The organism is Ferruginivarius sediminum (assembly GCF_003344765.1).
Classification (GTDB): domain Bacteria; phylum Pseudomonadota; class Alphaproteobacteria; order Kiloniellales; family Rhodovibrionaceae; genus Ferruginivarius; species Ferruginivarius sediminum.
The window spans coordinates 21,111-47,639 of record NZ_QPMH01000023.1 but is presented as its reverse complement, the minus strand read 5'-3'; the positions used below and the strand labels follow the sequence as shown (position 1 = coordinate 47,639).

General features: G+C 61.1%; 19 protein-coding genes and 1 tRNA gene. 2 read left to right on the top strand and 18 right to left on the bottom strand.

Annotation, left to right across the window (positions count from 1 at the left end):
- Positions 1-97: 97 nt before the first annotated feature.
- Positions 98-1,684 carry a DNA methyltransferase gene (locus DRB17_RS17260; protein ID WP_114583481.1) on the bottom strand — a complete coding sequence of 529 codons (1,587 nt, stop codon included), beginning with the start codon at positions 1,682-1,684 and terminating at the stop codon, positions 98-100.
- A gap of 219 nt (positions 1,685-1,903) precedes the next feature.
- Between DRB17_RS17260 and DRB17_RS17255 the strand changes: the two genes are divergently transcribed.
- Positions 1,904-1,978: transfer RNA gene (locus DRB17_RS17255), tRNA-Val, on the top strand.
- 157 nt (positions 1,979-2,135) lie between these two features.
- On the opposite strand, the gene DRB17_RS17250 is transcribed toward DRB17_RS17255, so the two are convergent.
- The 9 genes from DRB17_RS17250 to DRB17_RS17210 form a co-directional block, all read right to left on the bottom strand.
- Positions 2,136-3,011: an NAD(P)-dependent oxidoreductase gene (locus tag DRB17_RS17250; RefSeq protein WP_241503880.1), complete on the bottom strand. Its 876-nt coding sequence runs from the start codon at positions 3,009-3,011 to the stop codon at positions 2,136-2,138.
- A gap of 134 nt (positions 3,012-3,145) precedes the next feature.
- The gene (locus tag DRB17_RS17245; protein WP_338322703.1) at positions 3,146-4,231 is read right to left on the bottom strand and encodes an ABC transporter ATP-binding protein; all 1,086 of its coding nucleotides are present in this window, start codon (positions 4,229-4,231) and stop codon (positions 3,146-3,148) included.
- A gap of 257 nt (positions 4,232-4,488) precedes the next feature.
- Positions 4,489-5,016, bottom strand: a complete 528-nt coding sequence (locus tag DRB17_RS17240; RefSeq protein ID WP_206607930.1) for a RidA family protein — start codon at positions 5,014-5,016, stop codon at positions 4,489-4,491.
- A gap of 158 nt (positions 5,017-5,174) precedes the next feature.
- Positions 5,175-7,550 carry a xanthine dehydrogenase family protein molybdopterin-binding subunit gene (locus tag DRB17_RS17235; RefSeq protein WP_114583477.1) on the bottom strand — a complete coding sequence of 792 codons (2,376 nt, stop codon included), beginning with the start codon at positions 7,548-7,550 and terminating at the stop codon, positions 5,175-5,177.
- A gap of 18 nt (positions 7,551-7,568) precedes the next feature.
- On the bottom strand, positions 7,569-8,069 hold the full coding sequence (locus DRB17_RS17230) for a (2Fe-2S)-binding protein (RefSeq protein ID WP_114583476.1): 501 nt from the start codon (positions 8,067-8,069) through the stop codon (positions 7,569-7,571).
- Positions 8,066-8,959 carry an FAD binding domain-containing protein gene (locus DRB17_RS17225; protein WP_114583475.1) on the bottom strand — a complete coding sequence of 298 codons (894 nt, stop codon included), beginning with the start codon at positions 8,957-8,959 and terminating at the stop codon, positions 8,066-8,068. Before DRB17_RS17225 ends, DRB17_RS17230 begins: the two co-directional genes overlap by 4 nt.
- Before the next feature lie 47 nt (positions 8,960-9,006).
- Positions 9,007-9,909, bottom strand: a complete 903-nt coding sequence (locus DRB17_RS17220; RefSeq protein ID WP_114583474.1) for a carbohydrate ABC transporter permease — start codon at positions 9,907-9,909, stop codon at positions 9,007-9,009.
- A complete protein-coding gene (locus DRB17_RS17215; RefSeq protein WP_114583473.1) occupies positions 9,899-10,840 on the bottom strand; it encodes a carbohydrate ABC transporter permease in 942 nt (313 codons plus the stop codon). Before DRB17_RS17215 ends, DRB17_RS17220 begins: the two co-directional genes overlap by 11 nt.
- 13 nt (positions 10,841-10,853) lie before the next feature.
- Positions 10,854-12,188: an ABC transporter substrate-binding protein gene (locus tag DRB17_RS17210; protein WP_114583472.1), complete on the bottom strand. Its 1,335-nt coding sequence runs from the start codon at positions 12,186-12,188 to the stop codon at positions 10,854-10,856.
- Positions 12,189-12,413: 225 nt separating this feature from the next.
- On the opposite strand from DRB17_RS17210, the gene DRB17_RS17205 reads away from it, so the two are divergent.
- Positions 12,414-13,001: a helix-turn-helix domain-containing protein gene (locus DRB17_RS17205; RefSeq protein WP_147274942.1), complete on the top strand. Its 588-nt coding sequence runs from the start codon at positions 12,414-12,416 to the stop codon at positions 12,999-13,001.
- A 905-nt stretch (positions 13,002-13,906) separates the two neighbouring features.
- Here the strand turns inward: DRB17_RS17205 and DRB17_RS17200 are convergent.
- From DRB17_RS17200 to DRB17_RS17170, 8 genes are all read right to left on the bottom strand, one after another.
- On the bottom strand, positions 13,907-15,700 hold the full coding sequence (locus tag DRB17_RS17200) for a TniQ family protein (RefSeq protein ID WP_114583470.1): 1,794 nt from the start codon (positions 15,698-15,700) through the stop codon (positions 13,907-13,909).
- An 11-nt stretch (positions 15,701-15,711) separates the two neighbouring features.
- Positions 15,712-16,623, bottom strand: a complete 912-nt coding sequence (locus DRB17_RS17195; protein ID WP_114583469.1) for a TniB family NTP-binding protein — start codon at positions 16,621-16,623, stop codon at positions 15,712-15,714.
- A 25-nt stretch (positions 16,624-16,648) separates the two neighbouring features.
- Entirely contained in the window at positions 16,649-18,565 is a 1,917-nt protein-coding gene (locus DRB17_RS17190) for a Mu transposase C-terminal domain-containing protein (protein WP_114583468.1), read from the bottom strand.
- A complete protein-coding gene (locus DRB17_RS17185) occupies positions 18,565-19,233 on the bottom strand; it encodes a TnsA endonuclease N-terminal domain-containing protein (protein WP_161958878.1) in 669 nt (222 codons plus the stop codon). Before DRB17_RS17185 ends, DRB17_RS17190 begins: the two co-directional genes overlap by 1 nt.
- A gap of 308 nt (positions 19,234-19,541) precedes the next feature.
- Positions 19,542-19,727, bottom strand: coding sequence for a hypothetical protein (locus DRB17_RS20020; protein WP_147274941.1), 186 nt, complete (start codon positions 19,725-19,727; stop codon positions 19,542-19,544).
- A 440-nt stretch (positions 19,728-20,167) separates the two neighbouring features.
- Positions 20,168-22,750, bottom strand: coding sequence for a hypothetical protein (locus DRB17_RS17180; RefSeq protein ID WP_114583466.1), 2,583 nt, complete (start codon positions 22,748-22,750; stop codon positions 20,168-20,170).
- Positions 22,747-24,339 carry a DUF2357 domain-containing protein gene (locus tag DRB17_RS17175; RefSeq protein ID WP_114583465.1) on the bottom strand — a complete coding sequence of 531 codons (1,593 nt, stop codon included), beginning with the start codon at positions 24,337-24,339 and terminating at the stop codon, positions 22,747-22,749. The genes DRB17_RS17180 and DRB17_RS17175 overlap by 4 nt, the downstream gene beginning before the upstream one ends.
- Before the next feature lie 9 nt (positions 24,340-24,348).
- Complete coding sequence (locus DRB17_RS17170) at positions 24,349-26,523, bottom strand: McrB family protein (RefSeq protein WP_114583464.1); 2,175 nt, start codon at positions 26,521-26,523, stop codon at positions 24,349-24,351.
- Positions 26,524-26,529: the final 6 nt, after the last annotated feature.

The following is a 26,529-nucleotide window of genomic DNA, read 5'->3' as shown; positions in this document are numbered from 1 at the left end:
TCCACCACCGCCGGGAATGCAACGCCCTCGATCCCAGCCCGCGCTCAGACATCGCCGCCCGAAAATCCAACGGTTGAGCGCGCCTCGGCCGGGTTTTTCAGCGTCCTGCTAAGTCTATGTTACCGGAAAGTCGATCACAGTAAACAGACCTGAGACGCGATACGTAGTCTTCGCCAAGGTAGGCTATCATTCTCTTGTTACCAAGGAACGGCGGGTTGCCGATGATCGCATCCGCCTCCGGCCACTTCGGCTCGCTACCGTCAGGCGCGAGGATCGCGTCTCGGCACTCGATGGTGTCGAGCGGCTTCAGCACTGGGCTCATGGACACGTTGAAGCCGTTCCGCCGCATCCACTGAATCTCACCGATCCAGATGGTCACCCGCGCGAGTTCGGCGGCGAACGGGTTCAGCTCAATGCCCTTCACCTGACGGGGGCCGACCGAGGGGAACTCGCGGTTTAGTCCGAAGGTCTCCGCGTCCAGCCCTGCCTTGTGTTCGAGGTCCTTCAGAGCCTGGAGAGATAGGTACAGGAAGTTCCCCGAGCCACAAGCCGGGTCCAACACTCGGACTTCCCGCAGCTCATCTAGAAACTCCCTGTATGCCTCCTCAGCGTCGTTCAGGAGCTTGGTGCGCTGGCCCTTGTTCTTCGCCTTTTCCGCCTTCTCGGTCAGCTCCCTGATCTTCTCCCGCGTCTTCTCCCACTGCTCCCGCCAAGGCCGGACTACGACAGGCTCCACCAGCATCATGATCTTGTCGCGGTCAGTGTAATGGGCGCCTAGCTGGCTACGCTTGTCCGGGTCCAGGCCGCGCTCGAACAGGGTGCCGAAGATGCTCGGATCGATCTCTGACCAGTCGCGCTTCGCGGCCTTCAGCGTCAGCTCGATCTCATCCTTGTGGAGCGGGATGGCCTCAGCGTCATCGAACAGGCTGCCGTTAAACCATGCCACCTTCTCGAAGCCGATGCGTCCACCGCCCTTCATGGCCTCGAAGAGATCGGACGCGAGCCGCTCGAACTCGCTGGGGTCTGCGAGCGCGTGTTCCAGCATCCGCCGGAACATCTCGTTGGGCAGCAGGTTCACGTCCTCCGCGAACATGCAGAAGACCAGCCGGTTGACGTAGTGGGCCACCTGCTGGGCTTCGTAGCCGCGCTGACGGAGCCGCTTGGCTAGCTCTGCGAACTCTGCCGCCGCTTCCTCGGTGAGCCCCTGCCGCGTTTGCGACGGACGGAGCTTCTCGGGGTCGGACAGGACCCACTTCAGCTTCTGCCGGACATTGGCGTCCCGTAGGTCCTCCAGCGCGAACTCATGGACCTTGGAGACGCTGTTGGTCCAGTTCGTGTGGACCCGGAAGCGTTCCATGTCGGAGACCACCAGGAGGGGCGGGTTCTCCAGCGCGAGGGCGTACTGCTGGAGCTGCGAGAAGGCTGCGGTCAGGTCCTTTCTCTTACCCTTGAACTCCCAGGCGAAGTGACCGCGCTTCCAAACATCTGCCCAGCCGTCGCTGCCGGTGGTCTTCGTGGCGCCGCGCTCGAAGCAGTACCAGGAGCCGTCAGGGTCGGCCTGAGCTGGTGTGGGCTCGTCCAGGAGCCGACAGAGGTCCACGAAGTACTCCTGGGCTGCCGACCGCTCCTTCAGCGAGGAGGCCTTCCACTTCGCGATGAACTCGTCTGGGGTGATCTCAGGCATGGTCCACGGATTCTGGTTGATTCCCCCTGCCCTTTAGCACGGCTAAGTACGCTGATGGTAGGCAAGCGAAGGCCGCTAAGGTGTGGTCTACGGTTCGGTCAGGCCTTCCAGGCGGTCACACTGTGGTCCCACCGCGCTGTGACCAGGGTTGCTAAAGCCGGTGTGCCCTGTATGCTGCCCCCACATAACCGCCTGAAACTGCCGGGTCTTTCGGGCCCGGGGCGCGTAGCTCAGCGGGAGAGCGCCTCGTTCACACCGAGGAGGTCCCTGGTTCAATCCCAGGCGCGCCCACCATCCGATCCGCCGAACGATGTGCAGGCTCTACTCCGAATACAGGCCGCCAGGGCTGTTGCTGCGGGTGCACATGCAATCCTCCGCAAAGTGTGGACTGAACCCTTGCGGCGGGAACGGATCGCGGCAACCCTTACACGTAGATGTGACGAGGCCCAACCTACGCATGAATCGCGTTATAGACGCGATAAAGTGCTTGGGTACCCTCTTCGCCAAAGCCGTCACTCACGAGCCGATCGTAAAGCGAACGGGCGAGTTCCAGACCGGGTAGATCGAGCCCCATGCGCGCAGCTTCTTCCAACGCGATCGTCATATCCTTGACGAAGTGATGGACGAAGAATCCCGGCGCGAAATCCTCGCGGATCATCTTCCGCCCCAGCCCATTGAGCAGGAAGCTCGATGCGGCGCCGGTGCCGATGACGTCGAGCACCACATCAGGGTCGAGCCCCGCCCTGCGTGCATAGGTGATGCTCTCCGCAACAGCGAGCATGGTCGAAGCGATCGCGATCTGATTGGCCATCTTGGTGTGCTGCCCCGCACCTGCGGCACCCATATGCGCGATATTGGCCCCCATCGTACGCAGCACAGGTGACGCCTGTTCGAATGCCATCCCGTCACCGCCCACCATGATCGCAAGCTTTGCTTCGCGCGCACCGACGTCGCCACCAGACACGGGCGCATCCAGCGCGGTCACCCCACGTTCCGAAGCGGCCTCGGCGATACGCTCCGCAAGCGCCGGGCTTGATGTCGTCATGTCAATGAGCACCGATCCGGGCCGGGCTTTGTCAAGAATTCCGCCGGCCTCGAAATAGACCGCCTCAACATCGGCGGGGTAGCCCACCATGGTGATGACGATGTCGCTGGCCGCCGCAACTGCGCCAGGGTTATCGTGCAAGACGGCGCCCCGCTCAACCAACGTCTTGGCCTTGGACCGGGTACGGTTGTATACATGAAGCTCATGGCCCGCGGCGAGGGTATGCCCCGCCATGTGCTGCCCCATGATCCCGAGCCCGATGAAACCGACTTTCGGCTGCACTCCGCTTCCGGACGACATAACACAATCCTTTCCGTCATCGAGGATATTCTGCCACGCAAGCATCGCTCAGTGGCGAAGGCGGCGGGCGGTCGATCGTCACTTCCGAATGGCGAGGCGGGACACCTCACCGCTCTCTAATTGATGCGCTGCCCATCAGTATTGAAAAGATGAACTTTATCCAGATCGGGCACCACGCTAACGGCATCGTCGTAGCCAAATGCAACACGATCGCGAAATGCCCCTATGATTTGTTGGCCGCCGACCTTGAGCACGATGTGCGTTTCCGAGCCGGTTGGCTCAATCAATTCGACCTTGGCGGAAACCCCATCATCAGAGAGCGCCAGATGCTCAGGGCGTATCCCATAAACTGCCGGCATGTCCTCCACAGGCAGATCCGCGTTCGCGACGGGCAGCATGACATCATCGAGAGTTCTAAATCCGGATCTCGTAAGCGTACCCTCAACGAAATTCATGGACGGAGATCCTATAAAACCAGCGACAAAGCGCGTCTTTGGGCTGTCGTAGAGTTCGAGAGGCGAGCCGATCTGTTCGATGACCCCAGAGCGCATAACCACAATCTTGTCCGCCATGGTCATGGCTTCGATCTGGTCATGGGTCACGTAAACTATCGTGCTGCCAAGCCGACGATGCAGGTCTTTAATCTCTGAGCGCATTTGAACGCGCAATTTCGCGTCAAGGTTAGACAAGGGCTCATCGAAGAGAAAAACCTTCGGGTCGCGAACAATTGCGCGCCCCATTGCGACTCTTTGCCGTTGTCCACCCGAAAGCTGCTTGGGATAACGATCAAGGAACTCCTGAAGACCGAGAATCTTGGCCGCCTCGTCGACCTTTTTGCTGATCTCCGTCTTGGACAGCCTCGCCAAGCGCAGAGAGAATTCCATGTTCTTGGCAACTGTCATATGAGGATATAGCGCATAGTTTTGGAAAACCATGGCAATATCTCGTTCCTTTGACGGAAGGTCATTTACGACTATATTGTCGATTGAAATATCCCCGGCATCTATACTTTCCAAACCAGCAATCATGCGCAACAGCGTGGATTTCCCACAGCCGGAAGGGCCGACCAGTATGACGAACTCTCCATCCTCGATTTCAACGGACAAGTCTTTCAGGGTTTCCACTCGGTTGTAATATTTCTTGACATTCCTAATCGAGACGCTCGCCATTTCTGCCACCTTCCATGCATCGACAAAATCCACAGGAGACTATATTCCCAGTTCCTGTGGTCGCGGGAATCGACTCATTAACCGTCAGTGCATTGTCCTCTACATCACAGAACAGCGCAGAACAGATAACCTGAGCTGAGAGTGGACACGCCCGGCTGGACTCCAACAGGATCGGTTGATACCAATCGAGCCCAGCACTGGTGGCTGCAGGCATTCGCTCAGGCTATCCTTCTTGTCCGCGGATACCGTCAGGCAGGGGCTGACGCGTCCATGCGATGAGATTGGACGACTTAATCCGGGATGCCAGCGATAACTTCGATCTCGACAATGTACCCTGGCGCCAGCTTGGCTACCTGGAAGGTTGACCGGGCCGGCTCTTTCCCTTTCGGGAAAAATTCCCGGTACACGACATTGAATTCGTCGAAGTCGTTACGGTCCATCAGGAAGCAGGTTGTCTTCAGCACCATATCCATTGACGTGCCCGAAGCTTCCAACACAGCTTTGATGTTCTCAAGCACCTTGCGCGTCTGCGGCTTGATGCCCCCCTCCACGGGCTCCCCCGTGGCCTCGTCCTGGGCCAGTTGACCCGATAGGAAGACCAGGTTTCCGAACTTGATGGCATGCGGATAAGGCAGGCCCCAATCGACGACCCCTTCCGCATTGATGACTGTACGCTGGTTAGAACTACTCATAGCCTGTCCTTTCTCTGCTTTCCATGGATGGGCCCGCAGGCGCGGAACCCCCTCGTACCCGACTGCAAGCACGACGCGCCTGCCGCCGTTGTCGAGTGACGGCGACAGTGGGCGACGCGCATCCATCGGGCAGAAATCGGCATGTCGGCGGCCAAACGGGGGCTACCCCGGGGTGGGCGACCGCATCTTCCGTCGAGCAAGGCTGAAAGTGCCGTAGCCTTCTAGCGACCTCTCAGCAGCACGGTGGACCCACACGTGCAAACCACCGCCCGATGACTGACCACTTACCCTGAACGGCTTGCCCGAAGGACGCCGAGCAGCCGGGACGGGGTGAACGGCAGTTGCTCCAACCGGCCGCCGCTGCGCGCCACTGCATCCTGCACCGCGAGCGCGACACTTGCGACAGCGCCCTGCACAGGTCCTTCGGCCATTCCTTTTATACCTTGGGGTGTGTTCGGGTTCGGCGTCTCAAGATGCTCGACCTCGATCATCGGTACGGTATCCATCGTCGGCATCAGGTAGTCCGCAAGGGTGGCACTCACGTTCATTCCCTGCTCGTCATAGCGGGTCTCTTCCAGCAACACCTGCCCTATCCCCATCGAGACGCCGCCATGGACCTGACCGTCCACGATCATCGGGTTGATCAGGGTTCCGGCGTCCTCGTGCACTCGGTACTTGACGATCGTGACCCCGCCGGTTTCGGCGTCGACCTCCACTTGGCACAGGTGCGTCGCATTGGAGAACGTCATGAACGGGGGGTCATAGGTCCGATGCGCCTCCAACCCAGGCAGCATGCCGTCAGGCAGGCTGGTCGGGTCGTTGTAGGCGATCCGCGCGATCTCGCGAACCGGAACCGACACCCCAACGTCACTTCGGGTGACGACCTCGTCGTTGACGATTTTCAGGCTCTCCGCCGGCCTCTGCAACAGGTGCGCCCCTATTCCGAGCACCTTCTCCCGCAGATCCATGGCCGCCAGGTAGGCCACCCCGTGCCCCGCGGCGGCACCACGCGAGCCTCTGCTCCCCATGCCATAGGGCGCGATGTACGTATCGCCGAGCCTGACGTCGACGTTCGCAGGACTGCTGCCGAGCGCATCTGCGACCACCTGCGCGAGCGACGTTTCGTAGCCTTGGCCCGTCCCCACGATACCGGCCGTCACGTTGATCGCTCCGGTCGGCTCCAGCTTGACGGTCGCAGCCTCGTGGCCGCTGCCGTCATCTCCGGACGCTTTGTACCAGGCAGAGCCGTAAGTGGTGGGCTCGACCACGCTCGCGATACCGACACCGATCAATCGGCCCTTCTCGGCGGCGTCCGCCTGCTCACGCCGGAAGGCATCGATATCGAACTTGGCCAGCGTCTCGTCGAACCCCTCACGCAGGGTCAGAGCCTCATACGGATAACCGGGCGCCGACTGGTAAGGCTGATCGTCGAGCGAGAGCATGTTCTTGCGGCGGAGTTCAAAAGGATCCAGGCCGAGTTCCTCGGCGACACGGTGCATCATGCCGTCCGATGCCCACGTCACGATTGCCATAGGCGCGCGTAGGGTGCCTGCAGGGCACTTGTTCGTTATCGCGACGTTGACCGTATACTCGTAGTTGTCGATCTTGTACGCCCCAAGCAGGAGCCAACCAATGACGTTGATGATGTAGCTTGGCGGGTAGAATGCGTAAGCGCCGAAATCCGCCCATAGATTTGCGCGTACCCCAAGGACGGTGCCGTCGTTGAGCACCGCAACCTCGACGGACACGGCGTCATCGCGGGCGTGGTTGGACGCGGTCAGGTTTTCCAGCCGGTCCTCCACCCACTTGATCGGCCGTTTCAGCCGCATCGCCATGGCCGCGACCGTGAACTCTTCGCGGAAGAGCGGCAGCTTCAGTCCGAATCCGCCGCCGACATCGGGGGATACGACCCTCACCTGGTTCTCGGAAAGGCCAAGCCGGTCGGCCAGCGTCGTTCGCAGGATGTGCGCGGTTTGCGCCGCGCCGTAATAGGTCAGTTCCTCTCGGCCTTCGTCCCACGTCGCGACGACCGAACGGGTCTCTATCGGCACATGCGTAAGGCGCTGCGAGCGGAACTCAGCCTTTACGACCCGGTCGGCGCGAGCAAAAGCCCCATCGATATCGCCATAGCGGTGCGTCTCACGTGTGTGCAGGTTGGACGGAATCTTTTCGTCCACCAGTGGCACGCCGGGGTCGGACGCATGATGCATATCGAGGACCGGCGGTAGGGCATCCCAGTCCACCTCGACCAGATCCACGCCATCCTCGGCGACGTAGCGATCCACGGCCACGACGCACGCCACCGGGTCACCGGCGAAGCGGGCCTTGTCCACCGGCAAGGCGTCCATCTCCATTGGCGCGGCGCCCTCCTGTTGGCAGACGAACGGAGAAGTGAACTCAGCCAGTTCACGGCCCGTGATCACCGCAACCACACCAGGCAATTTCAGCGCGGCTTCCGTGTCGATCGATCTTATCCTGGCATGGGCATGCGGGCTTCGCACGAATGCCGCGTGCAACATACCAGGCACCGAGATGTCGTCGGTGAAACGGCCCTTGCCGATGACGAACCGGCGGTCCTCCTTGCGGGGAAGCCTTTGCCCTATGAACGGCTGCTCCGCGACCGAAGCCGCCACGTCCGCGCTTTCTTCCGCTTTGCTCACAGCGCGCTCCCTTTCATCTCATGATTCGCTGAGTTCGGCGGCCGCCTGGCACACCGCGCGCACGATGTTTGTGTAGCCGGTGCAGCGGCAGAGCGTCCCGGAAAGGTGCTCGCGCACCTCATCTTCGCTGACTGGTCCCGCGCTCGGATCGCGCTCCTCGAGGTAGGCAATGGTGCTGATGATGAAGCCGGGCGTGCAGAAGCCACACTGCAGCGCGTGTTGCTCGTGGAAGGCGCGCTGCACCGGATGCAGGGATCCATCCGGGCCGGAAACCCCTTCGATGGTGGTGATCGCTCGGCCGTCCGCCTGCACTGCCAGCATAAGGCAGGACCGCGCCGGCCGCCCTTCGACCAACACTGTACAGGCCCCGCAGACCCCGTGCTCACAGCCCACGTGGGTGCCGGTCAGCGATAGGTCCTCGCGGAGAAAGTCGCAAAGCAGCTTTCGATCCGGCACTGAGGCGGTAATGGTTTCTCCATTTACCGTCACCTGAATTGTTCTGGGCTTGGGTGCGGTCATTGGGTTTCTCCTTGCTCCGTCGGCGCTGCCGCAGCCGCCCGCTGGCCGGCGAGCGTCAGGGTTCGCCGGATGAGGGCCCTTGCTATGTCGCGCCGGTCGTCCACTCCCGCGCGTCCGTCGTCCATTGGATCGAACTCCGCGGCGACCGCTTCGGCGATCCAGTTCGTCGTCCGCTCACCAACCGGTTCCCCGACCAGCTTTTCGGCCTCTGTAGAGCGGAATGGCCGATCCGACACCCCGCAAAGCCCGATCCGGGCGGACTCGTAACGGCCATCCTTGATGCCGACCACGGCCGCCACGCCGACGATGCAGAAATCGCCGTTCCGGCGTGAGAACTCGGCGAAAGCCGTTCCGGTGCCGGCGCTGAGTAGCGGGAAAGTTATGCGAGTGAGGATCTCATCTTCATCGAGCTCGGTCTGCAGGGCGGAATGGAAGAACTCTGCCGCCGGCACGCTTCGCTGGCCGCGCAGGCTCTGCGTCGTCATTTCCGCGTCGAGCACCACGGAAGCCAGCGGGAGTTCCGCGGTTGGGTCGGCAAGCGACAGGGAGCCGCCGATCGTTCCGCGCTCCCGGATCGGGATATGACCTATGTGTGCGGCTGCCTCGCTTAGCAAGGGCATCACTCGGCGGACAACCGGACTGGTCTCGATCGTGCGGTGCGTGGTCATCGGCCCGACGGCCAAATGGGACTCGGAAACATCCACACCGGTCAGACCCTCGATCCGTCGCAGATCGACCAGATGGTCGGGGCGGCTGACGCGTAGGCTCAACATCGGCATCAGACTTTGCCCACCGGCGGTCAACTCGACATCGCCATCGAGTTCCGCGAGCAATCGCATCGCTGACTCGAGGTCGGACGGATCGTGGTAGATGAAGGGCGCAGGTTTCATGGTGTGTCGTCTCCTCGCTTAACGCGACCGCCGGCGGTGCTCACCGGTCACTTTGTTGCTCCCTCGGCAAGTCCCCGGATCATGTACCGCCAGACGGGGATGATCACTAACAACGTCGGCAACACGCCGATCATGATCCCCGCACAGGTCAGCCCTAATGAAACGTCCGGGTTTACTGACACACTCGCCATCGAAACCGGCATTGTCCGAACGCTTTGATTGGTGGCGAGGAGTAGGCCGAAGAGGAATTCGCAATACGCCAGCATAAACGCGAACAACCCGGCGCCGACCACCGACGGCGCCGCGACCGGCACCACGATCCGAACGAGAATCTGCAGCGGGTTGAGACCGTCCAGTTGCGCCGCCTCCTCGATCGCGCGATCGATCTGGCGAAAAGCAACGCACAGGATCAGAATTATGAACGGCAAGGTCAGCCCGACATACATAATGACCAGTGATGTCAACGTGTTCGTCAGATTGAACTGCTGCATCAGCTCGTAGTAAGGAATAGCTACCGCGACCAACGGAATGAGGCGGGTGCCGAGGATGAAGTTGAGGGCCGCGGTCTTGCCCGGAATGCGCATCTTCACCAGCGCATATGCAGCCGGCGCCCCCAGCAATAAATTGAACAGCATCACCAGCAGCGCGACCACGGTGCTGTGCAGCATCGCCCTTGGCAGGAACCGGATCTCCTGGCTGACCATGCTCATCGTTCTTTGGCCGGCCTCGACTTCGTACTGCGAGGGCAGCTTGCCGGTCAGGATGTAGAGGTAGTTGTCGATATTGAATCCACTCGTGAACCAGCGGGCCGGCTGAGAGAGGATCGCTTTATCCGGCGTGATGCTGGCCAGCAACGTCACAAGAAACGGTGTCAGGACGAATGTCAGCAGGATGGCAAGCCACAGGTAGCGAGCCGCCGCCTCGACGCGTTGTTGCCCATTAATCGACATCACTGAGCGCACCCTTCGGCAGCATCCGCAGCAACCCCACGATGAATACGATCGAAACCAGGGCCATCATCGTGGCAAGGGCCGCACCTTGGCCGATGTTCAACTGGGTGAACGAGATCGACCATGTAAAGTAGCTGATAACGGATGTCGCCGTACCCGGGCCGCCGGCCGTCATTGTGTAGACGATATCGTAGGCGGTTAATCCCATAAGCGTGTTGTAGAGGGCGACAATGATCACCGCAGTGCGGATATACGGGAACGTCACATACCGAAACAGCTGCCAACTGTTTGCGCCGTCCAGACGAGCCGCCTCGTACTGTTCCTCTGGAATATTCTGAAGTGCGGCCAAGATCAGGATGATCGACAGCGGCAGCAACGACCACGTCTGCGCGATGCTTGCCGCGAGAAGCGCCAGACTGGGCTCACCCAACCAATAGACGTACTCGTCGATGACACCAATGGCATGCAATATCGTGTTAATCGCGCCGTAGTTATTGTTAAACATCCAGCGCCAGATGACACCGGCAATAACGCCCGGAACTGCCCAAGGAAGCAGAACCAAAGGCTTCACCAATGAACTGCCGCGGAATGAAGAGTTCAAGACTGACGCGGAAATGACAGCCATCAAAGTCGTCAATACCACAGTTATCGTGGTAAACTTCAGTGTGACCAACCACGCCGTAAAGAAGGCATTGCTTTCGATCACCGCAATATAGTTATCCAGACCGATAAATTTTGACGGAAGCAGCGGAGATGTCTGCTGGAAGCTAGAATATACTGCTCGCGAGAGCGGTACTATTGATAGCGCACCGATCACCAGCACCGCGGGCAGGAGCATCATCCCACCCCAGCGGCGTTCGTAGTCGACGCCGGAGCCGGCGCGCGAAACGCGCGCCGGCCGCCGGCGGGCATGGCCGAGTGACACACTCATACGACCCACCGTATTACTGATACCGCTCTTTCAGTTCTCGAGCCTTGTCGGCCGAGGCCTTCATCGACTCAGCCACAGTCGTCTCACCGGCGAAGATTTTGGACAGCTCCCGCAACATGAAGTCGCCCCAAATTCCGGTCCACTTCGCCTCGTTCTTGGTCTGGGCAAGCTTCTGCTGCTCTTTCAGCGTCTCAACATCCACCCAAGTAGAGAACGCGTCGATGACTTCGGGGTCGTCGAACAAGGGCAACACACCGAAGCCGAGCCCACGATTGATCGCCCACTTCTTCGGGATGGTGAAGGTACCGTCCGGGGCCCCGCCCATCGACTCGATGAAGTTGCCGGCCGCGGCGGTTACCGCGTCACCGCGGGCCTCGGCCATCGAGGTGATACTATAAAAGCGGACATAGCCCAGCGTCGCACGTGTGGAACCCGGCATCATTGCCAACTTGAACTGTCCGGCCAGGGGTTGGCCCGTGTTGTTCATGGCGGCAAGATTGTAGTTGTACATGCAGGTAAAAACGTGCTGGCCGCTGTTCATTGCCCTAACAGCGTCGTTCTCCGTCGGTGAGGTGGCCGCAAGGCCTTGCTCAATGGTATCGGCCATAAATTGCGCCTGTTGGAAGGCCGGGCTGTCCGGATCCTCAAAGATGGGATTCAGGTCAGCGTCAAAAACCTCACCGCCACGCGACATCGACATGGCTATGAATTCGTCCAGGCTGCTCGGATTGATCTGCGAGAACTCCCACAAGATCGGTCTACGCAAGCCCTTCCCCTGCATTGACACGGACATTTCCATCACTTCGTCCCAACTTGTCGGAGCACGGTCCACTCCGTACTCCTTCGCGACAGTCGGGTTCCAGATGAAGGAGGCAATATCCGCGTAGTAAGGCAACCCGTAAGGCTCACCATTATAAGTCATGCCGCTGAGAGCGTACGGAATGATCTTGTCGCGATATTTCTCGAAATCCAGATATTTTGAAATCGGTACGACCCAATCTGCCCCGACAAACTCGGCGAGCCAGGAACTGTTATTGTAAAGGACATCCGTCGGCGTATTCGTAGCCAGCCGCTGGACCATGGTCGCCTTGTAGTGGTCCCAAGGGTAGTCTTGCAGCGTCACCGTCATGCCCGGATTGGCTGCTTCCCACGCTCTGATGTTCGACTCCACCTCGTCGACCGCGTAGGTCCAGACGGCAAAATCCAGATTCACATCCGTGCTGGCCAAGGCGCGGGAGCCGTGACCACCATACGCAGCGAGTAGACCACCAGCCCCGAGCAGGCCCATGCTGTGCATAAATGCGCGCCGGGAGACACCCAGCGCAGTAAAAGAATTTTTTGTAGGCATTGCCAAAGCCCCTCCATTTCGACCGCGTGCGAACTAGGATGCGAGGGGGTGAACCTCCCTCAGTGGCCTTTTCAACGAAAATTCGCTGAAGCAATCTGCGTTGTGGCCATCTTCTTGAAGAAACCGTATGGACCCCGAATCGGGTTGTCAATATATTGCAGATGGATTCATTCAAATGCACCACGCCCTCTCGTATGGACGTTTGACCGGAAAGGCTCATCGGCTGTGACAGAACGAAGCTTTGGCCCATCAGGCAATAGTGACGATCTGATCAATGAGGTCGGATCGATCCTCTCCCGCGAACGCAAGCATCGCGGAATGACCATCGCGGAGCTCGCACGCAAAGCAGGCATTTCGAGCGGCCTGCTTAGCCAGCTCGAGCGCGGGAAGGGAAATCCCTCTATCGAGACACTTTCGCAGCTTTCGCGAACGCTAGCGATTCCTATCGGCACGTTTTTTGAAACGGTCAATGCGCCGTCCGGTGAGGTGATACACCCTCACACCCGGCGATGCTTGGTGCTCGCAGACAGCGGCATGACGTATCAGCTGCTCGTACCCGACCTGCAAGGCTCGCTCTCGATGCTCTACATCGAGCTACCGCCCGCCTTCTCGAACGCCGATGCGCCTTTCAGCCACCACGGCGAGGAGGTCGTATTCGTGCTATCCGGATCGATAGAGATTCATCTCGGCGATCGGAAAAGCCTGCTTGGCCCCGGAGACTCGATTCGATTCTCCTCGACGGTCGATCACTGGTATAAGACCTTCGACGAGCGCGTTGTGGTTATCACCGCCCAGACCCCGCCATCGTTCTGATGGCTATTGGGTAAATCATGCTTCATTCCACCTAACGGCCTCGCCCGTCAGTCTTTAAGTAGATCAAACTCTATCTGCCGGGCTCCGGTGTTCCGCCGCATTCAGACACGCTGGTGGATGCGTTCTGTGAGTAGCCCTTCGAACCGACCGGTTCAGAGGGCTTTGCAGTCATTTAAGGCATTTTCGGCGCGCCACGAGGCAAACTTCCGTGCCGTTGTCAGTCAGCCACTTGTTCACACGTCGGAAAATTCATTGCGATACGACTACGCAACCTTCCCACTTCAGGCAGGTTCTGCTCACCAGCATGCGGTTGCCGCATCCCGGGGAGCGGGGACCTTCGTAGCGGATGTCCATTGCGGTAGCTACGTATCTCCCGGCCAAGAGCCGCCCCAAAACAGATCATCCGACTCGTTCGCAACCCATCTGCCAGAAATCATCCCAGGGCCATTTTATGCCCCCGAATGGGCCAGCTTATGCCTGACCCGACACCGACAAAAGTGTCGGATCAGGCATAAGCTGGCCCAGCGCATTTTCTAAATTTCAATGACTTAGTATATAAAGATAACCCAAAATGTGGCCCACATATTAAAGCAAAAGATGGCCCAAACTCACAAACAAGGGTCAAAAACTGGCCCAAATTTACATATTCACATTTGCTCGTGTAGCGTGGCCTGCTTTTTAGCTTGCCGGCAAACAAACTATGCCGCTTGCGAAGGACAAACAAGCGGCAAGTTTCGACGCTCTCGGGGGGATCGCGGCACCACGTTGCCGCGGGTCTGCACTAACGTTCGATTAGCCGCAGCAAGCCCGGCTACGCTACTCCAAGTAGGCCGGCTCGCTATAGTGGGCTGTAAAATATGATGAGGATCAGATCAGCCGGCGCGGATGCGGCTCAGAACAATATTTCAGGATTCCGAGGGTAGAAAATCGGCTTTCACCGCTTCGCGGAACAGGACAGGATGCCGCCGTTGCCCCAGGTGAAACGCGATAGCGCGATCCACTTCCCAGCCATCCTGCAGGGCATCCGTCAACTCCGTCGAGCGACGCAACCCGAGTTCCCGTTGTGCGATGTACTTTGCACGAAACTTGGCAACCTCGTCCTCGGAAAACCGGGGCCGCCGACACGGACCGTGCTCGAATGCGATAATCCCCTTCAGCCGCCGCAACTCCATCAATTCATCCAGCCGTAGCCGCATCGCCTCTGCGGCTTCGTCCTTATACAACCCGCCAACGTGATCTTTGACAAACTGATCCAGGGCCGCTTCAACGTGTACGCGGCTGAAGAGATACCCGGGCAGTCCACTCCTCCCGGCAATCTTACCGGTGGCAGGGATCATGCCCGAATCGATCATTTCCAGCACCGCCTTCAGGGGCACGTCACGAGCAATTGCCTTCTTTTTAAGATCAACGAAAGAAATATCGAAGACACCTTCGCGGTGCTCCGCTGCCTGGGCGTCTAGCTGATCCAGAAGTCGCTCGACCTTGGTCCTATCGATGACGGCGTTATTCGGCTTGTCGCCGCCAAAATACCGGCTTTCCAGCAGTTGCTTGACCTGCCTCGGCGACAATCCCAGACGCTCTTTGAAGTGCCGCTTGTTAATGGAGTGGCCCATATCCTCCGCCAGCCGCTCCAGATCCGACTTCGCAAAGGCGGCGGCCTTCTTCTCCAGCCGGTAACGCGGAAAACAGCACCCTGGATCGTCGAGCACAGCCTCGAACTTCTCGGCCGAAATATCGAGAAATGCAACGGCTTCGGAGCGCGACAAGAATGTCTCAGCCGGAGCGAATGCGACGGGAATATGGAACCTTCGCGCCCTCAGGTATTCGGTCGTCGTCTCGGTGAGAAAATCCTTGGCCGCGCCCGCAGGAAGCTTCTTGAGCCCGGTGTAAAGCGGCCGGAAACGGCCGGCGAAACTGTCGCCGATGTGCGCAGTCCGGCGGGCGACCTGATCGAGAACGTCGAAATAACGCGTCGGCCAGTCATCCAGGAGCTCAACGGCCGAGGATAGAATCGCAGCCCGGTTGGGCCGGCGCAGCGTCGGGCCCTGCGATTTTTCGCCAGCCACGAACAGTTGCAGACGCGAAAGCACCACCAGCAGGTCGATCCATTCGCCAAGATCGCGGGAGCCCAGGTTCAAGGATTCGAAGCCTGTGGGCCTGCCACGGATCACGTTGAGCAGCAGCGAGCTTGTGCCCACCCTCGCGTGCGGAACCTCCACCGTTTCGGTGCGGCGAATGTCCGCGCCGCATCGGCACACCGTTGTGCGCGGCGTGGCCCACGAATACTTGTCCCCACAGGCGTGACACCGGGTGACCAATTCGACGCCGTGATCCGGACAGACGCCGAACGGCGTAAGTTCCCACCACCACCGGCGGATCGGTTCGTCCCGCAAGCAAGCCGGACAGACGCCAGCCTGCTGAACCGCGACCGCCTCCGCCGGGAGATCATGGCCGCGCACGAGGACCCGCTTACCCATCTTCCTGTACGTGCGATCGACCATCACCTCCGGGAATTGCCCAGTCTTCGCGGCGAGTTGCTCAGCTGCCGTCGGAGAAAACGCGAGGTTGGGTTGCCGACTGGACAAATCGGCCGTGATCCAGCCCGCGCTCTCACAGAAGTTGGCCTCGGCCACGCGCGCGACATAACCGGGCAAGCTTTCCTCGGCCTGCATGGCCGGACGAATCGCTAACTGCTGCATTGGACTCTCCTCTAAGCGGCCTTCTTCGTCGGGCCGCTGGGGCCGTCGCGCCGCACAAAGGGGTTGCGCTGCCCCATCATCGCCAAGCCGCTGGTGGCCCAGCTGTCAGCCAGACACTTGGCGTCGATGCAGGCGCGCCCTTGCCGGCCAGCGGTCATGATGGTCCGCTGAACCAGCGTGGCCACGCGGCCAATGAGGCCACCCGTGGCCTCATGAACAGTCGGGACCAGGTCCTGACGGTCGATCTCCAGCGGCAGATCCGCCTCGTCGAAAAACGTCTCCACCAGTTCGGCGAAGAATTCCCGTTGCTGCTTGGTCCGATATTCAAATGCCCCCATGCGCACGTAGTGCATGCCACGGCGCGCCAGCTGCTCATTCGTCGTCAGCAGGCTTTCCGACGTATCCAAACCGGCATAGACAAACGGACATACACCGGCGAGCAGCATGTCCTTGAGCCATTCGGCCGTCTGCCGGATCTTCTTGTTGTCGTTCTGCCGGCTATCGACCAGATGGTGCACTTCGTCGATGATCACCATCCGCGTGCCCAGCGCCTTCAAACGCTCGATGAGGCGCTCGGTCATGCGCTCCCGGGTGCCTTTCTCGGGCATCGGATCGCCCAGTTTGGCGAGCAACTTCCCTGGCAGTGCCTTGTCGCTAGCCTGCACCGGCGCCGTCAGGTAGACGATCGGGATGTGATCGCGTTCCTCGCTCCCATGCGCCTCCTGGCCCTCCTTGAAATGCTGTAGCGCCCAGGTCTTTCCGCTCCCCGAGGGACCGACGAGCATGGCGCACTTCGCCTCCGCGCCGACGGTACCGTAGGCCAGGACATCCTCGAGCGCATCCAGCGCCAAATTGACTTGATCGTACGACAGGCTCAGTTCGTCGATTTTGCGAATTCGGTCCCGGATAGTCGTCTCGTCCATCGTAACCTCCCTGAGCTGCAGCGACCTATTTCCGGCTCATGCGCCGCAGCCGCAATGGCTCGGCGTTGCTCGGGTCGCCGTCGTCAGGCGCAACACAGCCCGGCTGGAAATCGCGCTCTGCCCTCGCCACCAGCGGCTGCGGACTACGGGCCGCGCTGTCCCGGCTGGCCTTCCTCTTCCGGGCCTTCTTCGTCGCGGCACTCGCCTCCCGCCCGGCGGCCCGAATGTCGGCGTTCGCGCGGCGCGACATGTCCATCGCGATTTTCGCCGCCTCCCGGCTGGCCGCGTCCCGCTTCCGAGGTGCTTCGCTGGCGGCGGGCACCTCGACGTAGCGCTTGCGCCGCGGATGATAGACCCAGATCGACTCCGCCGATGCCGGGTTGACGTACACGTCGACGCTGCCGTCGAACTCCGGCCAGGTCAGGAGATCGGCCAGCTCCGGACTCTGGTAGCGCCGCTTGTCGAGGGAGATGCCCTGTCGCTGCAGCTTGCGCTGCTCGGTCCGTCCGCTGAAGGGCGTCAACTGCGCCGGATCATCCAGCATCCTGACCGGACTGTGCCGTGTCCCTTCCCGCCACCGCTGCAGCGGCGGCTCTCCAGTCACGGAGTGCGGGCGCACGCCGTAGACATCGATGAGCCAACGCTCGAACTTCTCCCGATATTCGCTGAACGTCAGACCAGCCGATGCCTGCGGGTCGTAATCGCCCTTCTCCTGGGGATTCGAGAAGGTGAAACCATCCAGGCCGGCGCAAAAGCTTGTCCGCACAGTGCCAAAGAAACGCTCGACGATGCCCTTGTGCTCCGGCGTATAGGCCGCGGCGTATTCCAGGCCCGAGCCGACCTGGTAGAGCGCATGCGCCAACGCCGAGGCGTGGAACTCGGCGCCGTTGTCGACGAAGACCGTTTCCGGCACGCCAAAGCAATCCCAGGTTTCCTGGGTCAGGATCACACCGTCCGCATCTACCAGCGCCGCCTTGGGCATCATGGCGTGACGCAAGCTGGCCATAACGCTCGCGAGACCGGTCGAAAACGAAAGGTGATATCCCAGCAGCATGCGGGAGTAGTAATCGATGGCGGCCGTCAGGATCGGACGTCTCAGGGGTTCCAGGGTCTCGTCATCCAAGACCCAGTTGTCCAGCACCTTGTGATCCATCTCGACGCGCTCGAGCGGTCGGGTGATCGACAACCCCTCACCCACTTGGGCGTACTTCTGCTTGGCCGCGCGCTTGCCGTGACGGCTCTTTTCCACTTCGTACATGTCGAGTTTCTCTGCGATCTTACAGAATGCTTGGTAACTCGGAATCGCGTGCTGAAGCTCTGTTGGAAGGCCCCGATTCAGCCTCTCGATCCGCTTCGGCAGGTGGCCGTAGGCCTGCGACAATGTCGGACAGGCGGCGACCTGGTACTCCTCATCGAGCACGGCTTCGATCGCCTTGACCACCTGCCCGGCAAAGCGGCAGTTGCGATTCCCCTTCCTGTAGTGGTGCGGCGCCACAGCCTTAAGCTTTCGCCCCTGCTTCTTGTACCGAGCAATCGCGCGGCGCAAAGTCCTCGCACTCGGCGGCCGCTGATCGCCGATCTCGCGTGCGACCCGTGCGATACTGGAGCGCAACAGGTCTTCGTTTCGATGGCTGGGCAGCTTCAATGCAGCCTCAATGTATACTCTCCGCGTGATCGCGAATTCCTGCTGATCGTGCGAGAGTTGGGAGAACGGGATGTCCGGAACATCCGAATGCGGTACGTCGCCGTAAGCATCCTCCACCCGGAACTTCAGATCCCCGCTGCGAAAGTGCTCCGCCAGTTCCTTGTCAGAGAGTACCGCCGAAACTCCCGTCTCGACGCAGGTGAAGACGATTTCCTGGGTTTTGGTGCGCCGGACGAAGCGGAGCAGCTGGCCATGGAGGAGAATCTGCTCGCCAGGCTCAAACTTGATGCGGCTCATCACACCCCTCCCGTTGCGTCAGCGTGGAACAGGGTGTCGCCATGCAGCGGCGCGTCGATGTCGAAGAACACTTCGCCGGCAAGGCACATGGCGTAGAGGGCCCTGCGGCGGCGATCCTTGGTCTCGGCGAGATCAGAGAGGCAGGCTCGTCCTGCCGCGATGCTGGCGAGAATACCCTCGCGGAGATCCGGATCGATGCACAGGGCAGCGAAGCTCAGCAGTTCTACCGCATTCGCCAGTCGCGCCCCGCTGCGGACCTCGTTCTCGGTGAACACCGCGTAGTCGCAGGTCCGCTCCGAAGCGGCCAACGCGGCCGCCGCGAACAGCGCCTGATAGGCTGGCTGCTGCGCGCGCTTGGCGAGCTTCACCTCGGACAGCGTGAGGCCATCGCGACGCGTCACCAGGAAGTCCGGGAAATGGACGCAGACCCTGTCGTCGAGCTCGACCTCGAGACGCAAAGGCTGCGCCGCGACATACTGGACGGTTCGGTCAATCTCGCAAGTCCGCAGGAAGTCCAGCTCAAGCCGCGACTCCCATGGAATCATGGCACCGGCTTTCCGGGACCGAAACCAGCCGGTCGTGCGCTTATTGCGACGGGAGATAACCCTACGGACGCCGGTGCGCTTGACGTCCTTGAGATGGGGAATACGCCGATCGGGCGTCAGCATGGCACAATCCCTCATACCTGAACGCGTGTCGTTGACGCGGAACAGCAGCCTGTCCCGCGCTGGGCGCAACGAACGCCATGGGTATGAGGAGATTCCGGTGTGCCACGAGCCGTGCCCTAGCGAATAACAATCAGTGCTGGCAACCACTTGGGGGCCAAGGACTCAGCCGTCAAGAAATTTCGGCACGCATGCCCGACTGCCTCTATTTATGCTATTGATATATCGGTAAAAAATTTCGGATGCAGCAGGGCAAATCCGGATCCGCAAGCACGGCATGTGAGGTGGCACCGCGGGTTTTCCTGACAATGCTACTCATTCCAGCGAAATTGGGTAGCATTGTCAGGAGAACCGCAGCCGCCCCTTTCAAAACCGGCAATCAACATCGGCAAAACGTCCAATGATATCCTCGTAGGAATCGGTTCTAACGACGTTTTTTTCGGCTTACCAGACCGGCAAAAATAGCCACGTGAACGCCGCTCGATCGCGTCGTTCATCGCATTCGCCCGCTGCATGAGCCTGCGCCGCCGCCGCCGGACTCGTGACGGTCGCTGCGGCGGGCCATTTGTCCACAGCTGTTCCACCACACTGTGTCACGCGGCATGTCGCTCAAAACGCTCGCCACACCGGCAAAGTCTGTCGCCCCTTGACGATGGCCGGCCGCCCAAGCGCCATCTGGTGTATACTGCCAGTTGCGTATCGGGGAACGATTCGGCTCGACTCAAGACCAGCCCCGGTGGCCACAAGGCACGGCCTGGCGGATTGGACGGCTCTGTCACACGAACACACTTTGCTTGGCCTTATGGGCACGCATGGCGCTTCGCACCGACAGATTTTCAATGAGTTACGACAAGGTCCGAGCCAGTAACAGTGTCGAAATCCAGTGAACCAGAGTTTCCCGTAACAACGCCATCGACGGAACTGCCCGCGTTGAGCATTAATCCAAATCTTCGATCAACTGGATGATATTGGGGTTGCCGCCTTCCATCCGGATAAAGCCCAGCAATTCCTCGACGATGCCATGGTGACGCTCCAGGCGGCGCGCGGCCGCGTGGTAGTGGTGTGCGGTTTGCCTATTCCTTTCCCGGCGGACTTTCGCCTCAAACGCTCGACGGAACCCATCAATCCGTTCCTTTGCCGTCTCCAAATGACCTATTACGCCCGCAGCCAGGGTGTTCGGGCCAGGAACCAGGAAGTCGGGTCGGACGCTCCTATAGCGTAGCAGGACCGCCAGCATTAGCAGGCCGTACTTGAACAGTTTCTTGTAGGCATCATCGCGTGGTTTCTTGTTTTCGGCCACGTACAGGCGGTCAGCTTCCATCATGAAGGCAAGGGCCTGTTCATGCGTCAGACAGCCGGCCGCGTGTGATCGGCGCCCCAGGGTCATCCCCAACGCGGCAAAGTGGCGATCGTTTAGGTGCCCTGTCCGATTCAGCCGGTCTTGGACGAATCCGAAGAAACGTTTCAGGTCGTCTTCACGCCGCAAGCTGCGTCCAAGGCCCTCGACGATCAGCTTGTGATGCAGTTGGAATGCCTCCCTCTGTTCCATGCAACCTAGCAAGAACCGGACCACGCCATTCGGACACCGGGTTTGGCACCAGGTTGCGAACATCACGATATCCCGAACGAGGTCTTGATTGTCGACTGTAGCAGGCTTGCTGGTGATGTCGCCGAGATCGCGTTCGGCTTTTCGCAAAGCCGCGTCCAGCGCTGCTTCGGCGCCCTCCGGTACCGGAAAACCCGGCAGGCTCTCGGGGAGACGGCCATCCGCGTCGACGAAGGGATAGGCGGCGAAGTCGTCGTAAGCGAAACCGATCTCCGATGCGATATGGCGTGGCGATTGACGGCGCGGGACCGTCTGGGCGAGATCGCTCAGCGCCCGCCGCGCTTCGGCGACGATCTGGCCTTCCCTGAAAAGGTCGCTACCGGCGTAACAATCCAAAAGGGCCTTGAGGTTCCGACGCGGGTGATCGGGGTGCCAATGCACCGGATGCGCCGGCACCACCTGCACGTCGGGATATCCATCTGGGCCCACGTCTCCAGCTTCGTCAAGCACCTCCTTACGCGTCTTCTCGATCGTTTCCATGCTATTCCAGTCCAGCACGAGCGCGGCGTCCCGGAACGGTTCGTAAGTCTCGGAGGAAATCTCAACGCGAGCGAAGCCCTGACCCGGCGTCTGCCGCACGGTGACGTCGATACGATGCTGCAGGTCGGGGGTTTCCGGAAGCTCATGCACAGCCTTGCGCGGCCAGTCGAAGTCCTCCTTGATCAGGTAGAAAGTCAACTGACTGGCGCCCGAGTTGATCGCGAAGTCCGCTTCTGCACGGCCGACATACTGGCGTCCGCCCTGCACCTCCGCGCCATGTGGAATAAGGTCCACGAAGTCCTGCCGCCCGTCGACAAGCGCATTGATTTCCAGTTGCGGAAGGAAATCGAAATAGGGTGGATCGCCAGCCGACAGTCGCCGGCCGGCTTCCCGGCAGCCGCGGGCGGCGGTTGCCGGGTCCGCTATGCGTAAACGCGGGTCGTCGCCCGCGATCCCGAACGCCGCCAGGACATGCCAGCGCCACGCCGTGTTCTCGACGAATGGGCCATCGAGCAGCACCACTTCCGCGTCACGAACACGCTCAAGCGCCTCAGTTTCGGGCTTAGGCAATTCCGGCAGCGCAATCTCGGGCAACTCCGTGGGCAGCGATCTCCAACTCCTGTTATCCAGGCGGACAACCTCTTCGGCGCCGACGCGTCCCATCGCCTGCCGCCATGGCCCCATCATCCGCTCGACCACCTTTTCCTTGGCGAGGCCGATTTTCCTGGAGAGCTGCTCGGCATAAAGATCGACAACCGCCTTGCCGGCATAGGGGCCGGACAACGCAAACCCGCGCCGCCGGCGCTCAGGTGCCCAGAGCAACGCGCGACGGCCGGGACGACGCAGCAGCCGGGCATCGGCGACTTGCACGCTGTCTCCCATCAAGGAAATGGTCGCAATCGGAATGCCGTCCCACAGCTTATCTTCCAGGCCTTCGGCGCCGGCTTCGAGCCAACCGAGCATCGTCGCGATCGGCCGCCATAAAAGGCTGACACGCAGCGGTCCGGCACCGCGCAGGGCCTCCAGATAGGCTTGCTGTTGAGCTTCATCGAAGATCTGCGTGTCCGGCACCGCGACCACGGCCTCGTCGGCATCCGGCGCAAGGGCGCCGAAAAGGGCGCGGAACTCGTTCTCGTGCTCGCCCCCCCGCGCGCATTGCCGGCCCTGCGCGATTGCCAGGAGATCGCGGACCGGCTTGCGCCGGTCGTGATGACCAAGATGCTCCCCCCAGCCGGGGCCGCGGCCATGAGGGGCCAGCGCAGTTTGCGGGCCGCCGACAAACTCACCGCTTTCAAGAAGATGGATGACTGCGCCGTTGATGCCGCCATCGTTGACACTGGCTGCGGCCGAAACGTCCGCGCCCCGTTCCCGCAAGCCATCCAGAGCCGCCCAGTCCCAATACCCGTTCAGATCCACCCCGGCGCGCACCGTCATGCCAGGACCTCGACCAGATCGGCGATTGACCCGGCAATCAGGCTCAGGCCATTGGCGAGCTGGCCCTGCCCGGGCCCAAACGCGATTGCCGCCGCATGCGGTGTCTCTTCGATAGCCGCCGGCGCGTCCGGGCCAACCAATGATTGCAGCACGATCCCGGCACGCACGGGGAGTTTCTGGTGGCGGCTGATGTCGATGGTTTGCTGCACCGATTCGCCGAGCGATGCGAGGTCTGGCGGGTTGCGGAACGCATGGGCCGTCCAAATCGGAAGGTAGTGCAACGCCTCTCCATTGAGCCTGCCGATGCGCAGCCAGATCTGGGCACCGAACTCCCGCACCTTCGGCGCGAGATCCGGGGCGGCGCCATCCAGCACTTCGATGGCGAGGTGGTTGTCGCGATCGAGCACGATGGCAAGCGGATCGTCGTGAACGAGCCAGCGCCCGAGCCGGTGCTCCACTCCGTACTTGAGCGGCGAGGCCGCGATCAGTCCGCGCGCGCCGGCGTTGTAGACCGCAACGACGACAGCAACCTTGCAGAACTCGCTCCAGGCATGATGCTGCCATTGCCAGAGATCGTCCTCGGTTCGCCCATGCTGGACCATCTCCTGCCGGGCTTTCCACACGCAGCGATAGCGCCTGTCCTGTTGCAGCACGAAGTTCGGCTGAACGTGCGCCGGCGGCGAGGTAACCCCGCTTTCAACCGCATCCGCCGCCAGGCGCCGGCACTCCTGGCCATAGCTACGGACCAGTCTGGTGCGCTCGGTCTCCCGCGTCCGGGTTCGGTCGCGGAGGTAGTCGCGGGAAGCCGCATGCGTTCGCTCCAGCAAATCCCGGAATACACGGTTTTCAAGGGTGTTCGGGTTCTCGTGGCGCGCCAGGGCCAGAATTCGCTGCCGCCCCCCGGCGCGTTCAGGGATGTTGTTGCCGGGTTGCTGCGACAGCCATTCCATGCAGCGCGTGTCGAGTTCCTGGACACGATTGAGTGGCAGCAATTCCCGCCGGCGGTTCAGGAGCCGACGCGGACGCTCGGCGATATCCGGCCACAGCCGACGGTATTCGCGCGCGTGCCGCACGAGGATATCCATCTCGGGATCGCGAGGTGCCGCTGGGGCCCGCCACCGCTCGGAGACTTCCCGCCACAAGTCCTCGCATTCGCGCAGCGCGTCGTCGATGTCGGCCATGCGCCCCACGATGCGGCGCAGAAACGCCATCCAGTCAGCACCGTCGTCCGGGCGCCCCTCTTCCATCTCGGAGCGTCCCGGTCGGGGCTTGGAGACCGCATTGGCCCATTGGAGCGACGCCGGCGATTCCCAGCTTGGATGGCGTATCTGCTGGACCGCGTTGGCCTTGAGCGGCACGGGAAGCAACCAAAGTGTTTGCTTTTCCTGCAAGCGTGTCTGGAAGCTTGCGAGACGCTCGGCGCCGTGGGCGTGGCCGTCGACCTGGATCGGCTTGTCATCGGAACAGAAGGCAACCGGCATCGCCGTCAAAGCGACGTCATGGCGCTGTCCGGGAACCAAGTCCACGCGGTCCCGGGAAACCCCCAGCAACGCCCACGGCGAAAGGAGCAGGGTAACTTCGGCCGGCACCGTTCGAGCCTACCGGGCGTCGCGCGCGAAGCCGCGCCAGTTGAATATGCCGAGCGCTTCTGAACGTTGAATGGCCTCATGGATCGCCGTGGCCAATTCGTCATCGTGCAGCTCTTCGCGAACAATTCCGACAAGGGCCTGCAAGTCCCGGCTGGACCCGTCGACAGGAACACCGCTCAGCTTCGGCAGGATGCGCTGTTCCACCTGGTCGGCCAGCGCGGTTTCCACGCTTTGCCGATCCCCCGAACCGGGGTAGTTCGCGGCATAGTGAAGCATGGATTGACTCATGCGGTGGCCGAACGGACGCTCCATGCCATCCATGGCGTCGTTAATGTCCTGAATGACGTGCTTGGCCAGATCGTGGCTTGGCTTCGGCAAGTCCGATTGACGTCGCATCCAGCTCTTCAGCCAGCGGTCCTTGGGCAGATAGCCGGTGGCGGCATGGGCATCGGTCGGTGTCGGCAGGTCTTCCCGCAGATTATGAGGCCGCGGAAAACGCATCACGTTCGCCCGGTCAAGCACCTTGTCCGACAGCGTCAGAGTGGATTCGTCCTCGTTCATGGTACCGCAGAACAGCACGTTTTGGCCGGGGTAGACCTTATACGGACGCTTGTCCTCATGGCTGACGTCGATCTCGATCTCGGCGGGCCGCCGTTCTCCGTCCGGGGCTTCCGAGGCGTTTAACGGACGCCCTTCCAGCCGGCTCAGGAATTCGGCGAAGTAGTACTCGACGCGTGCCAGGTTCATCTCATCCAGCAGCACCATCAACATGCGGTCCTTGAAGGGTTCGCTTTCCTCCTTCCAGTTGTACGGATCCAGATGCACCAAGGCGCGCGCAAGATCGGTCGCCTTATAGCGCTGCTCGATATAGTTGAAAAAGCCAAAGAGGTCCTGCGGACTGTCCCAGCGCGGCTGCACCGGGATCTTCAGGAAATGAATGCCCATCGCGTCCGCATAGCGCCGCGGTAGCTGGCTCTTGCCGGTGCCGCTGATGCCCGCAAGCACGGTCATGGGCGAGATCACGGCGGTCTTGAGGCTGGTGTGGAAGGCGTAGACCGTGCGGCGAGGGAACTCCAGGCCGGACTGGCGCAACGAACGCATGACACGGTCAAGCGCGTTCTGTTCCTTCTCCACCTCCAACTGATCTTCCCAGCGATCGGCGCGGCCTTCTTCATCTCCCCTGTATGCAAGACAGCTTGGAGGACGGCGCAAGTCGCCGAGGACATGCTCTATGGAAGGCATGGCGTTCGGACCGCCGCCAGCCTGCGTGGCTCCCGCCGGAACCTCTTGCGATCGTTCCTCGATGACCTGCTCCAACTGGGCAAGCTTGGCCTCGAGGTGCGAGCGGCGGCTGTCCTTTTCGTCGAGATCGTTTCGCAGGTCCTGACGCTGAGCCTTCAGATCGCGCAGTTCCTCCCGAACCTCGTCGGCGACTTTCCGGTCGCCCTCAAGGCGGCCGATCTCCTCGCGCGCGGCGGCAATCTGGTGCTCCAGCGTCGCCAGTTGCTCCTTGAACCCGGCCTCTTGCTGGAGCAGCCGATCCAGCTCGGTGCGTTTCGCATCCGCCTCGGCCCGTGCCTCCGCCACTGCATGGCGGGCCTCGTCCGCCTCCTGTATAAGCCCCTCTATCCGGCCACGCCAGGAACCCTCTTCGTCCTCAAGCTCCTGTCTGCGCCGCTCCACGGCTTCAGCCGCCGACTCGGCCTCGGCTCTTTTCGTCTCGGCGGACTCCGCGGCCGCTTCGGCCTGCTCGCGCCTGCCTTGCACATCTTCGAGCTCGGACCTGGCTTCCCGCAGTTCGCCCTCCTTGGCGCCAAGGTCTTCGACCGCGTTGCGGTACTCCTCACGAAATTTTTCGATCTCCTGGCGCTGTTCGCCCAGGCTTTCGTATTCCGCCTTGGTGGATTCGACGAGGGAGCGCCAGTAGCTTTCTTCCGCTTCGGCATGATCGCGCTCGGAGAGTTTCGCCGCTCGCTCACGGTTCTGCCGCTCTAGCTCTGAAGCGTATCCTTCGCGTGCGCCGATCTCTCCTTCCAGGTTGTAAAAGCGGACTGCATCCGGGAGCCTGAGCCGTTCCGACAGGAACCATCCCCCCATGAAGAGCGATCCAACAATCACCACGACGAGGGCGACCGCGAACACGGCAAGTAAGGCGATATTGCTGTCGAAGCCAAGAAAGGTCATTGCAAT

Excerpts from the sequence above, each read along its gene's own strand:
- DRB17_RS17260 (WP_114583481.1), bottom strand. The coding sequence starts at position 1,684 with ATGCCTGAGATCACCCCAGACGAGTTCATCGCGAAGTGGAAGGCCTCC.
- DRB17_RS17240 (WP_206607930.1), bottom strand. The coding sequence starts at position 5,016 with ATGGATGCGCGTCGCCCACTGTCGCCGTCACTCGACAACGGCGGCAGG.
- DRB17_RS17230 (WP_114583476.1), bottom strand. The coding sequence starts at position 8,069 with ATGACCGCACCCAAGCCCAGAACAATTCAGGTGACGGTAAATGGAGAA.
- DRB17_RS17225 (WP_114583475.1), bottom strand. The coding sequence starts at position 8,959 with ATGAAACCTGCGCCCTTCATCTACCACGATCCGTCCGACCTCGAGTCA.
- DRB17_RS17220 (WP_114583474.1), bottom strand. The coding sequence starts at position 9,909 with ATGTCGATTAATGGGCAACAACGCGTCGAGGCGGCGGCTCGCTACCTG.
- DRB17_RS17215 (WP_114583473.1), bottom strand. The coding sequence starts at position 10,840 with ATGAGTGTGTCACTCGGCCATGCCCGCCGGCGGCCGGCGCGCGTTTCG.
- DRB17_RS17210 (WP_114583472.1), bottom strand. The coding sequence starts at position 12,188 with ATGCCTACAAAAAATTCTTTTACTGCGCTGGGTGTCTCCCGGCGCGCA.
- DRB17_RS17200 (WP_114583470.1), bottom strand. The coding sequence starts at position 15,700 with ATGCAGCAGTTAGCGATTCGTCCGGCCATGCAGGCCGAGGAAAGCTTG.
- DRB17_RS17195 (WP_114583469.1), bottom strand. The coding sequence starts at position 16,623 with ATGGACGAGACGACTATCCGGGACCGAATTCGCAAAATCGACGAACTG.
- DRB17_RS17190 (WP_114583468.1), bottom strand. The coding sequence starts at position 18,565 with ATGAGCCGCATCAAGTTTGAGCCTGGCGAGCAGATTCTCCTCCATGGC.
- DRB17_RS17185 (WP_161958878.1), bottom strand. The coding sequence starts at position 19,233 with ATGCTGACGCCCGATCGGCGTATTCCCCATCTCAAGGACGTCAAGCGC.
- DRB17_RS20020 (WP_147274941.1), bottom strand. The coding sequence starts at position 19,727 with ATGAACGACGCGATCGAGCGGCGTTCACGTGGCTATTTTTGCCGGTCT.
- DRB17_RS17180 (WP_114583466.1), bottom strand. The coding sequence starts at position 22,750 with ATGACGGTGCGCGCCGGGGTGGATCTGAACGGGTATTGGGACTGGGCG.
- DRB17_RS17170 (WP_114583464.1), bottom strand. The coding sequence starts at position 26,523 with ATGACCTTTCTTGGCTTCGACAGCAATATCGCCTTACTTGCCGTGTTC.